Raw genomic sequence first — 11,770 nt, forward strand, 5'->3', positions numbered from 1 at the left:
TCATTCATTTCGAACACGGGCGGTGCTTCCGAACCGTTGAACTTTCCTGATGAAACAAGTTATACATTTTTCATGTCATGTGAAACAGGTCCTCACGCATAGAATAGAGGGAATGAACTGCGCCAGTACCGTAAAGCATGAAAGGAGGCCTGAAACAATGAAGGTTGGATTTATCGGAACCGGCAGCATGGGCAGCCTGCTAATCTATGCCTTGATCCAATCGGGTGCACTTGAGCCCCGGCAGATCGCGGCCAGCAATCGAACCCCGTCCAAAGTACGTCAGTTATCCCTCCGTTACCCCGGTCTGCATGAATCCCAGAGCAATCGGGAAACGGTGATCCGAAGTAATATCATCTTCCTGTGCGTGAAGCCGCTTGAATTCAAACATGTTATTGACGACATCCTGCCTGTCGTGAATCCCAATCATATAATTGTCTCGATCACCAGTCCCGTGCAGCTGCGACATCTGGAATCTTCACTTCCTTGCAAAGTCTCCAAGGTAATCCCCAGCGTTACACACCAAGTCGGCAGTGGAGCATCCCTCTGCATACATGGCGAACGAATGACCAGTGAAGACCGCGCTGTGTTGGAAAGTCTGCTCAGTCATATAGGCAGGCCGTACCAAGTGGATGAAGCCTGTACACGAATCACATCCGACTTCTCCAGCTGCGGACCTGCATTCATATCGTTCTTTTTGGAACAGTGGATCGAAAGTGCAGTGAAGCTGACCGGCATCAAAAGAGCAGATGCCTGCGCTCTGGCTGGCGAAATGCTCCTGGGAACAGGCAAGCTGCTCACCGAAGGAGGATACACCCCGCAAGAGCTTCAGGCTCGTGTCGCCGTACCTGGCGGTATTACCGCTCAGGCACTTGCACTGCTGAAGGTTAGTCTTGACGGCGTTTTCGACAGCCTGATCCACACGACACATGACAAATATGATGAAGATTTGTTAAAGCTGGATGAATTATTCCGAGCCGGTGAGATTAACCGGCAACAATATTAACGAGTTTGCCTGGAACGGCAATGACCTTGCGAATGGTCTTGCCTTCCAGCGCCTGCTTAACAGGTGCCAGCTCCATCGTAAAGTCCTGCATACCCTGTGCATCCAGATCCTTCGCGATTGTAGCACGAGTTACAATTTTACCATTTACCTGAACAACGATTTCTACTTCCGCATCCACTGTCATGGACTCATCATATTCAGGCCAAGCCACGTAAGAGATTCCACCTTCATGACCCAAACGGCTCCACAGTTCCTCTGCCATATGCGGTGCCAGTGGTGACAACAGCTGTACAAATTTCTCCATCGCTTCACGAGGCAGTGTGTCCGCTTTGTATGCATCGTTGATGAAAATCATCAGCTGGCTGATGGATGTGTTGAAGCGCAGATGTTCCAGATCTTCCGTAACTTTTTTGATCGTTTTGTGAGCAGTCCGCTTGAACTCATCCGTTCCACCGTCCACCGTAATCTTGTCATTGATGGCTCCTGTGTCTTCGTTGATGAAGAGACGCCATACACGTGACAGGAAGCGGTGCATGCCTTCAACCCCGTTTGCATTCCACGGTTTTGTCGCTTCCAATGGTCCCATGAACATCTCGTACAGACGCAATGTATCTGCACCGAATTCATTCACGATTTCATCCGGGTTAATGACATTACCACGGGATTTACTCATTTTCTCATTATTGGTACCCAGGATCATACCTTGGTTCACCAGTTTGTGGAAAGGTTCTTTGGTATCCACAACACCCAGATCATACAGCACTTTGTGCCAGAAACGAGCGTACAGCAAGTGAAGCACCGCGTGCTCTGCTCCGCCAATGTACAGATCAACTGGCAACCACTGCTGTTGTTTCTCCTTGGAGATCAGTTCCTTGTCATTGTGCGGATCGATAAAGCGCAGGTAATACCAGCAGCTACCCGCCCATTGTGGCATGGTGTTGGTCTCACGACGTGCCTTCATTCCCGTTTCTGGATCTACCGTATTCACCCACTCCGTAACATTCGCCAGTGGTGATTCTCCTGTACCCGAAGGTTTGATCTGGTCGATATCAGGCAGCAGCAGTGGAAGTTGATCCTCCGGTACGGTCTTCATCGTTCCGTCTTCCAGATGCAGAATCGGGATTGGCTCACCCCAGTAACGCTGACGACTGAACAGCCAATCGCGCAGACGATAGGTCACTTTCCCTTGTCCTTTACCGTTCTCTTCCAACCAAGCAATCATCTTGGCAACCGCTTCTTCATTATTCAGTCCGTTCAAGAAATCGGAATTCACATGTGCGCCATCACCGGAATAAGCCTCTTGTGTAACGTCTCCACCTTGAATAACTTCGATGATATCTAGACCAAACTGCTTCGCAAATTCCCAGTCACGTGCATCATGACCCGGAACTGCCATAACCGCACCTGTACCGTAACCTGCAAGAACGTAATCAGCAATCCAGATCGGCAGTTTTGCACCATTAACAGGGTTGATTGCATAAGCACCAGTGAATACACCTGTTTTGTCTTTGGCCAAATCTGTACGTTCCAGATCACTCTTACGAGAAGCCTGCTCCTGATAAGCCTGAATCGCTTCACGTTGGTCATCGGTTGTAATTGCTTCTACCAATTCATGTTCTGGAGCAAGTACTGCAAAGCTCGCACCGAACAATGTGTCCGCACGGGTAGTGAACACCTTGATGACTTCCTCGCGACCCTCAATGGCAAATACAACTTCCGCACCTGTCGATTTACCGATCCAGTTGCGCTGCATATCCTTGATGCTTTCAGACCAATCCAGCTCTTCCAGGTCTTCCAACAGACGCTCTGCATACTCGGTAATTCTCAGAACCCATTGACGCATCGGTTTGCGTACAACCGGATGTCCACCACGTTCACTCTTGCCATCAATAACCTCTTCATTAGCAAGTACCGTTCCAAGGGCTTCACACCAGTTAACTGCAACTTCATCCACATAAGCGAGGCCTTTATTATACAGTTGGATAAAGATCCATTGCGTCCATTTATAGTATTCAGGGTCCGTTGTGCTGATCTCACGATCCCAGTCATAGGAGAAACCAAGCGATTTGATCTGGCGACGGAAGTTGTCAATATTACGGAATGTAATATCTCGTGGATGTTCACCTGTATCCAGTGCATGCTGCTCAGCAGGCAGACCGAAAGCATCCCAACCCATTGGGTGCAATACGTTGTAACCGCGCATACGTTTGTATCGGGAAACGATATCCGTTGCCGTATATCCTTCCGGGTGGCCTACGTGCAGACCTGAACCGGATGGATAAGGGAACATATCCAGTGCATAAAATTTCGGTTTAGCAGGGTCTTCACCCGTTTTAAACGTTTTATTTGCATCCCAGTATTGCTGCCAACTTTTTTCCATGACTTGTGGCTGATAGCCGTGTTTCGGCTGGTTATTCTCACTCATCTATTGTTCCTCCTTCAGGTTATTCGCGTTAGCTTTAATTGCAACAAAAAAACCTCAGCATCCCGTAGCGTTTGCAGCGCTAGGGACGAGAGGTTGAATTCCCGTGGTACCACCCTAGTTAGCGGACGAACGTGCTTCGTCATCCACTCCCTTTGGACCTGTAACGGCGGTTAACCGATGCGGATTTCCATTCTGAACCCGAGCTTTATACAAGCAGGTTAAACAGAATGGTGTAATCACCGCATTTCTCCAAGGCGAGTTCGCAAATCACTGTCAACCGGCTTCCACCAACCGCCGGCTCTCTGTTATGTACAGGAATTACTACTGATCCTTATCATCGAAATATGTATACAATATCGGGACCATTATACAAAAAAGCAAGCCCAAAGTCAATATTACACGTTATAATGACCCTTTTAAGTCACACGGTTCGTACCGTTCATAACACTCGTTGCTGTTCAGGTTATCCGAAAACGCTGGATGCCTTCCTCCAGATTATGAATGGTCCAATTCACATGTTCCTGATTATCATATTGACGATAAGCGCACTCAATGCGCAGCACCAGATCAAAGTACAAGTCATAGAGACTTCTTCTTTTCAGCTCACTTTCAGTGGTAATCGCATGCCCATATCCCTTCACGAATCCTGGAGTATAGTTAAAATGACTAAAGTAATGCTCCATCAGAGGATCTGCCCACAGAGAACGTTCAAAATCAATAATCGCTGTGATGCGACCTTTGTCAACCAGAACATTGCCATCCCACAGATCCCAACTCACAAGCACAGGTTCTTTGACATCGTCCAGCACATCCAACTTTTCTTCAATCAAGCGTCTCAATTCAGGGTAATCAATCGAAAATGTAATTCCAGCTTCTTCCCCGTCGGTAAGAATATCATCCATCAAATTCATAAATGTTTCTTTCCATGTTGAATAACACTGTTTTTGCTCCGAGAAATATCCAAACTTCTCGCCCTTGATTTCATTAATTCGACGATTGTACCGACCCAGCTGGTGTTCAATGGCCTCCTGCTCATCCGCAGAATATTGATCCTTGACCTGATTATAGGGTGTTCCAGACATGTACTCCATGATAAAATAACGTGCTGAAGCCATGGTTAACGAGTCATCATAAGCCAGCACTTGAGGTACGGGAACATCCTGTAGCTCCGTGATGAGGCGTAGTGCCTCAACCTCAGCAATCATGAGATCCTGTTCACAGCGCATCAGATTTGTCGAAGCCGACGGTGCAATTTTGAGTACCACTCGCTGTGCGTCACTCAGTGTAATGAGATATGCATGATTGGCCCAGCCATCCACCATTTCCTTGTAGTCCTGTATGCTTGCAGAGAAATGCTGCCCTATTATGGCATTCAACTGTTCTGACGTAAGTCTTGTTTTATATGTACTTTCCATTTCTACACCTCACATTGACAATTGATTTATTTTCTCAGAAAACGCTTTCTATCCGACTATTATCGCCTCGTTTATTATAACTGGCAATACTTTTTGTCACGTCGTTATGTCTTTCCTAGCATTCCCTTTCCCAATTACAGAATATTGCTATTCATTCTCCATAAAAAATCAAACAAAAAACTGCCCTTATGCACCATACATAAGGACAGTTGTCATCTTTCGCTCTTACTTCACAGCCACGTAGAACAAGCGCTGTGCGCTGTCTCCAGCTTCTTTCCATTCAAAATCCGCATATACCTTCACGTCTCTAAAACCGGCCTTGGATAACTCTAGCTTCATCCAGTCCGGATTATACGCGCGCTGGACATGAACTTCTTCAAACCGCTGATACATATCCTTGTTACCATCATCCACACGCGAAAAAATACTGAGATGATGTTCGATCTCACAGCGATCCTGATCCAGATCACAAGTCCAAATATACGACACGGAGCGCTCATCCAGTACAAAAGGCTGCTCCTCATCATAACGAATAAGGGTATTGGGATGATGCACATCAAACAGGAACGTTCCATCAGGCTTCAGCATCTCATATGTCCGCTGGAATGTTCGAATGACATCTTCTTGTTCGAGCAAATAATTGACACAATCACAGAAAGATATCACCGAATCCACAGGTTCCGGAACTCGCCATTCCCGCATATCCTGCTGCACCCAACGTACACTGCCCTCGCGATACAAGCGATGACCCTGAGGTGTTGCCTCCATCTTGCTGCGCGCAACCGACAGCATATCTGCTGAGAGGTCAATGCCTGTAACTTCAAAACCGGAGTTCACGAGCGGGATCGTAATGGAGCCCGTTCCACAGCCAAGTTCAGCGACACTTTTGGGCATTCCATGCTTTTCCCATGCTGTTCTTGCAAACCTTATCCAGTCCGGATAAGGCATATCTTCCATTAATTCATCATACACATAGGCAAATTTCCGGTAAGACATGTCAGGCACCGCACTTTCAATTTCATTTTCCAATCCTGATCTATATAAGTTGAACTAAAGAATATTTACACTGGACACTCCAATGACAGAACAACCTTCCGATCACTGTTATCCCCAGATTTTTTTGATTCCTTTTATAAAGGATTAAATCCGGGGATAAAGGCGAACGCTACGCTTCTTCAGGTTCTTTCTGTCCTCTCCGTTTCGTGTAAATGTTTAGTTCAATTTATATAACAAAAGTAAAGACAGGGGTATCCGGTGTTTACCCAGCCTATCCCTGCCTTATCCGAGTTCCATATTACAACTATTTAATCAGGAAGATTACTTGTCTTCACTTTGATCTGCAGGAGCAGATTCGGACAGATACGTCCAGCTTTCCTTTTGAACCACCAGTCCATCCTTCATCAATTTGCCCAAGGCACGCTTGAACGCAGACTTACTGATGCCAAAGCGCTGCTTGATGATATCCGGCGGAGTTGCATCCGAGTAAGGCATGCCGCCCATTGGACGCTCTTTCATAAAGGCGAGCAGCTTGTCTGCATCTTCGTTACGTCCAACTTGTTTGAGTTGAGTCATGGCCAGATTCACACGTCCGTCTTCACGTACCAGTGTCACCCGACATTTCACTTTTTCACCAAGACGCAGCATATGACTACGTTCGGATGAATGAATCATGCCAATTGCGCCAAAGCCCAGTACACCGCCCTCTACAAGTACAAAAGTACCCATCTGCAGTGGCTTGTATACCGTCGCTTCAACCCACTCGTTTAACCATGAAGTTGGAGCATGGAAAGACAATGGTGAAAGTTCACGTTCCCCGGCCAATTTGGCACGCAGACGTCCTTGTTTGTCATGTTCCATGATTACAAAGACTTCATCCCCCACTTGAGGACGCAGTTCTTCCAGTTCAGGCAGTTCACGAATAGGAAGCAGCAATTGCCGTCCAAGTCCCATTTCCAGGAAACAGCCCAGTCGTGGGTGAACATCAGCCACAACCAGTCGTGCCATTTCGCCGAGCATGAGATAAGGCTTTTTCATCGTTACGGCCAGACGATCTTCTGTATCAAAGAATACAAATACCTCAAGCGTCTCACCAATCTTAATATCCCGCGTTAACTCGGTATAGTGAAGAAGTACATCTTCCGATCCTGTCGTCAAAAAGAAGCCAAACGGAGACACTTCACGTGAAACCGGCAAAGAGACGACTGTTCCAGCAATCAAACTCATACAGTTTCCACCACTTTGGCATCAGACCAGAGTCGTTCAATGTTGTAGTATTCACGCTCGTCGCGGTGGAAGATATGAACAACAACATCGCCCATGTCCATCAGTACCCAACGTGCAGAATCCATACCTTCGATACCTTTGATCGTCGCTCCGGCTGCATGAGCCTGTTTGCGAATTTCAGTGGCAATGGCTTGTACCTGTGTATCGGAATTCCCGTGACAAATAACAAAATAATCCGCCACCAGAGAAACATTAATCAGATCCAATGCTACAATATTGGATGCCTTTTTGTCGTCAGCGGCAGCAACCGCCATATTCATAAGTTCTTTCGATGATACTGTCATGAACCAACCTCCATAATCTATAATTGTGTGTTCAAAAAGATCAGTTTTCAGTACCGAGAAGATGGAATAAAGCTAGAAATGGAGTAGCGGAGCGTAGGATAACTACGTGAGCAACGGACATTTCGGCTGAATTTCATATTCGATGCTGATGATGCCGCTAGGCATCCTTCGTAATCAAGAGTGGACTTTTTGAACAACCTCTATAATCGTGCAATTAAGTCATTCCGCGACAGCATGGTCAAAGGATAAATGACACGTCGTTGCGAGATCAGCAAGCTGATCGTCGAATCGAATCCGGCAATTAAACCTTCCTCCAGACTACGTTCAGCCTGTTCGCGAATGTGTTCCACTCCCGGGAAATCTCGTCCCGGTTCAATGTAATCGGCAAGACATACCACTTTGTCCAGCAAGCTCATGCCTACCCGACCCGAGGTATGCCACCGGATGGCATTAATAACTTCGGAATCCAATACACCGTAATCACGCTCGGCTACAAAAGCACCGACTTCGGAATGCCAGAGCTGCTTGTCATGCTGCAGAAGTTCCTGGTTTAATCCGTTATCGCGTATGACCGCTTCCATCTCCGCTACGGGCCAGTACTTCGCCACATCATGCAATATCGCTGCCAGATCTGCTTTCACAGGATCAGCACCGTATTTATTAGCCAACATCACTGCCGATTCCATCACGCCCAGTGTATGCTTCCAGCGTTTCTCCGGCATTTGTCCGGATACGGCTTGAATCAGTTCCTCACGGCTTAGTCCCATATAAACCGCTCCTTACAATATATTGGTGCACTTCATCAGGAATCATGAAGCGTACCGAATGTCCTTTGGCCAGACGTCTGCGTACGGCTGTCGATGAAATATCGACCAAGGGCATCTCGGCCAGCAGGACCCGATCCTGTAACTCGTCTGGTAAATCATCGAGATGTAACTGGAAGCCCGGCCGACCAACCCCGATAAAGGTTAAGCGTTCTGCAAGCTCTTCAATCTGCTCCCATTTGGGAAGATAGTTCACCATATCCGCCCCGATAATGAAATAGAATTCATGTTCAGGATGGCGACGCCACAGTTCCTTCATCGTATCAATGGTATAAGACACGCCGCCCAATTCCATCTCGATACCCAGCACCTCATATTGCTGCACACCCTTCACAGCCGCTTCCGTCATATCGAGACGTTGCTGTCCCGAAGCTCCGGCTCCGCGTTTGTGAGGTGGAACATGGGAAGGCATGAACCAGATCTCATCCAGTGCATGTGAGTCCCTTGCCGCTTCAGCTGCCAGGAGATGTCCCATGTGGATCGGATCAAACGTACCACCCATGATACCGATCTTCACCCGCGTCACACTCCCTTATCTAGGTAGTTCGATTTGTTTGTTATCGCGAGATTCTTTGTACAGGATGATTGTGTTACCGATGAGTTGTACAAGCTCACTTCCCGTTTCACGGGCAACTTCTTCTGCCATCTCTTTTCTGTCCTCGTCATTGTTGTTCAACACTTGCACTTTCATCAATTCGCGCTTCTCAATCGCATCTTCGATGTGACGGAACAGGTGCTCGTTGGTTCCACCTTTACCAATCTGAAATACAGGGGTCAGGTGATGTGCCTGTGACCGCAAAAAGCGCTTTTGTTTACCGTTTAACATGAATACTCCATACTCCTTATGTTGAGCAGGACCTGATCGACAGCGCAATTTCTGTCCGGACCTGACCATTCAATTATTATTTTCACACTTCAAAACTGTTTAGTACCGCTCGTCTCATCGTCTCCACAGGAGCCGGGATGCCAAGCCAATGTTCAAAGGCCACTGCGCCCTGGTATACAAACATACCCAGACCACCGTGCACCGTGCATCCTCGCATCCGCGACTCTCGAAGCAGACGGGTCTCCAGCGGATTATAGATCAGATCACTCACAGCTGCGCCTTCACGAATTAGTGCGGGATCAACCGGCACGTCATCAACATGAGGATGCATTCCGGCAGCCGTTGTGTTGATCACAATATCAGCCGTAGCCAATACCGTCGCAGCGTCTTCCATGCCACTGCCCGAGATTTCTCCCAAGCCATGGCCCCGTAAATCCGAAGCAAGTGCAACAGCCCTGTCCGCTGTACGATTCAGAATGTGGATCTGCTCAGGCTTCTCCAATGCAAGTGCGTATATAACGCCTCTTGCCGCTCCACCTGCTCCCAGTACAGCAATACGTTTACCCGCAAGCTCAGGCACAGCCTCTTCCTTCAGCGATCGGACATAGCCAATACCATCCGTATTGTACCCTGTCAGTGTTCCACTTTCATTGACGATGGTATTCACCGCACCAATCAGGCGAGCACTTTCATCGATCACATCCAGGTACTGCATCACCTGTTCTTTATGCGGGATCGTGACATTGACACCACGATAGCCCAATGCCACAATCCCCCGAACTGCCGCTTCCAATTGACCCGGATGAACATGCAGTGGCATATACATTCCATTCACTCCTGCAGCCTGCAGGGCCGCATTGTGCATTGCCGGTGATTTGGAATGAGCAATAGGATCACCCATAACGCCAAGCAACACGGGAAATGAAGGGTTGAATTTGTTCCGCTCAGACATAGGTCCGCCTCCAATCCGCTCTGATGTACAGGTTCTGAGATTACATTAGATTAAGGATGGACGGATCTGTACACGAATGCCCTTTGGAGCATGCACAGCAACAAGTGCTCCAATATCGCCATTCACCTTAATCCAGCCCAGACCCGAGATGAATACATCCGATTGACTGCCGCGTTTGATGCGGAATTCATGTCTGGTCCATTCAGCCATCTCTGCTGCATCCTCACGGGTTGGCGGAGACAACAATTCTCCCAGGTGGTCGCGGTACAGATCATCTGCACGCTCCAGCTTCGTCCGGTGAATATCTAGCGCAGTGCTGATAAAACAAGTAAACGACTGGCGATCACCTTCCACAAAGTCAAATCGAGCCATGCCGCCGAAGAACAGCGTCTGACCGGAATTCAACTGATACACAGCCGGTTTAAGCGGTTTTTCCGGCATGATGGCAGCGAGATCCTTACGTGAAACAATCTCGCTGAAACGCCATGGATACACGATTCCAGGCGTATCAATAATATATTTTCCATCATCCAGCGGAATGTTCACCATATCCAGCGTTGTTCCCGGATAACGGGATGTGGTCAGCTCCTGTTCCAGATCGCTGTAATCACGAATCAGACGGTTAATCAGTGTGGATTTACCCACATTGGTACCGCCAACCACGTACACGTCACGATCTTCGCGATACGTTCCTACAAGCTCAAGCAGTCGGTCGAAGCCCTGATTTTGCTTTGCACTGCACAAGACTACATCCACGGTACGCAAACCCTGTTCTTTGGCTTGCTTCTGTACCCAGTTGCGAACCTTGTTCCAGTTGGTTACTTTCGGAAGCAAGTCCGTTTTGTTCACAGCAAGCAATACCGGATTGTTGCCTACAAAACGTTGCAGACCGGAGATAATGCTGCCATCAAAGTCAAACAAATCAACGATATGGATGACAAGTGCATCCTTATCCCCGATTTTGCTAAGCAGCGCCAGGAATTCGTCCTGATCCACCGTAACGGATGATGACTCATTGTAGTTTTTGATGCGGAAACAGCGCTGGCATATAACCGGTTCACGATCCAATGCCTTCTCGGGGATAAACCCTGGTAATTCCGAATTTTCTGTTTGCAGATGCACGCCACATCCGCTGCACCTTACGGCAAGATTGCCGTTATGCGGTTCTGTCATTTCTTCTTTTCCTCCTCAAGCCATAAGCCTTTCCTGCGTAAACTCGTTAGAGCAATCCGTTCAACGCGTCGATTGAAGCGGGTCATAAAACCTTCGTCCCCAATGGAGATTGGTAGTACCAGAACGGTATATAACCCCATTCGGTTCCCTCCATAAACGTCCGTAAGCATCTGATCACCTACTACAATCGTGTTCTCAGGAGATAACTCCATCATTTTAATTGCTCTACGAAACGGTACATTCGATGGTTTGCGTGCACTATGCACAAACTGGATATCCAGCGGGGTCGCAAACAGGGATACACGATTCAAATTGTTATTTGACACAATCATCAGCTTGAAACCCGCCTCTTTCACACGTGCAAACCATTCAATCAGTTCGGGCGTAGCGTCAGCGGCTTTGGCTCCAACGAGTGTGTTATCCAGATCAGTTATAATTCCACGGTAGCCTTGAGCGTACAGCTCTTCCAGATTAATGTCAAAAACCGTGTCTACACGCAGCTTGGGCATTAACATTTTAAACAAAGAAGTCACCTCAGTTTCATACGACACACTATATCACAAATCCGTCTTTCCTGAAAATGCA

The 11,770-nt window shown here is 47.7% G+C and carries 12 protein-coding genes and 1 other annotated feature; of the genes, 1 reads left to right on the top strand and 11 read right to left on the bottom strand.

All coding sequences use genetic code 11. From position 1 onward, the window contains the following. Positions 1-157: 157 nt before the first annotated feature. A complete protein-coding gene (gene comER, locus MKY92_RS21295; RefSeq protein WP_036615122.1) occupies positions 158-1,003 on the top strand; it encodes a late competence protein ComER in 846 nt (281 codons plus the stop codon). Here comER and leuS read toward each other — a convergent pair. The 11 genes from leuS to MKY92_RS21350 all read right to left on the bottom strand — a co-directional run bounded on the left by leuS (position 984) and on the right by MKY92_RS21350 (position 11,709). Further along, positions 984-3,428, bottom strand: coding sequence for a leucine--tRNA ligase (gene leuS / locus MKY92_RS21300; protein WP_339297522.1), 2,445 nt, complete (start codon positions 3,426-3,428; stop codon positions 984-986). The genes comER and leuS overlap by 20 nt on opposite strands. Before the next feature lie 78 nt (positions 3,429-3,506). Further along, positions 3,507-3,775, bottom strand: a binding site (T-box leader). Between the two features lie 111 nt (positions 3,776-3,886). Next, entirely contained in the window at positions 3,887-4,843 is a 957-nt protein-coding gene (locus MKY92_RS21305) for an aminoglycoside phosphotransferase family protein (protein ID WP_339297523.1), read from the bottom strand. A 225-nt stretch (positions 4,844-5,068) separates the two neighbouring features. Continuing rightward, positions 5,069-5,839: a class I SAM-dependent methyltransferase gene (locus MKY92_RS21310; RefSeq protein WP_339297524.1), complete on the bottom strand. Its 771-nt coding sequence runs from the start codon at positions 5,837-5,839 to the stop codon at positions 5,069-5,071. Between the two features lie 321 nt (positions 5,840-6,160). Next, on the bottom strand, positions 6,161-7,066 hold the full coding sequence (locus MKY92_RS21315) for a S1-like domain-containing RNA-binding protein (protein ID WP_237174336.1): 906 nt from the start codon (positions 7,064-7,066) through the stop codon (positions 6,161-6,163). Beyond that, positions 7,063-7,410: a ribosome silencing factor gene (gene rsfS, locus MKY92_RS21320; protein ID WP_036615136.1), complete on the bottom strand. Its 348-nt coding sequence runs from the start codon at positions 7,408-7,410 to the stop codon at positions 7,063-7,065. Before rsfS ends, MKY92_RS21315 begins: the two co-directional genes overlap by 4 nt. 200 nt (positions 7,411-7,610) lie before the next feature. Continuing rightward, entirely contained in the window at positions 7,611-8,177 is a 567-nt protein-coding gene (yqeK, locus tag MKY92_RS21325; protein ID WP_339297525.1) for a bis(5'-nucleosyl)-tetraphosphatase (symmetrical) YqeK, read from the bottom strand. Next, entirely contained in the window at positions 8,161-8,751 is a 591-nt protein-coding gene (locus MKY92_RS21330) for a nicotinate-nucleotide adenylyltransferase (RefSeq protein WP_074095918.1), read from the bottom strand. The genes yqeK and MKY92_RS21330 overlap by 17 nt, the downstream gene beginning before the upstream one ends. Before the next feature lie 15 nt (positions 8,752-8,766). Next, entirely contained in the window at positions 8,767-9,060 is a 294-nt protein-coding gene (gene yhbY, locus MKY92_RS21335; RefSeq protein WP_017687186.1) for a ribosome assembly RNA-binding protein YhbY, read from the bottom strand. Between the two features lie 82 nt (positions 9,061-9,142). Further along, the gene (gene aroE / locus MKY92_RS21340; RefSeq protein ID WP_339297526.1) at positions 9,143-10,012 is read right to left on the bottom strand and encodes a shikimate dehydrogenase; all 870 of its coding nucleotides are present in this window, start codon (positions 10,010-10,012) and stop codon (positions 9,143-9,145) included. Between the two features lie 45 nt (positions 10,013-10,057). Then, positions 10,058-11,185, bottom strand: a complete 1,128-nt coding sequence (gene yqeH, locus MKY92_RS21345; protein WP_017687184.1) for a ribosome biogenesis GTPase YqeH — start codon at positions 11,183-11,185, stop codon at positions 10,058-10,060. Then, the gene (locus tag MKY92_RS21350; RefSeq protein ID WP_339297527.1) at positions 11,182-11,709 is read right to left on the bottom strand and encodes a YqeG family HAD IIIA-type phosphatase; all 528 of its coding nucleotides are present in this window, start codon (positions 11,707-11,709) and stop codon (positions 11,182-11,184) included. Before MKY92_RS21350 ends, yqeH begins: the two co-directional genes overlap by 4 nt. Positions 11,710-11,770 lie beyond the last annotated feature (61 nt).

The sequence above is a fragment of the Paenibacillus sp. FSL R5-0623 genome, assembly GCF_037974265.1.
Classification (GTDB): Bacteria; Bacillota; Bacilli; order Paenibacillales; family Paenibacillaceae; genus Paenibacillus.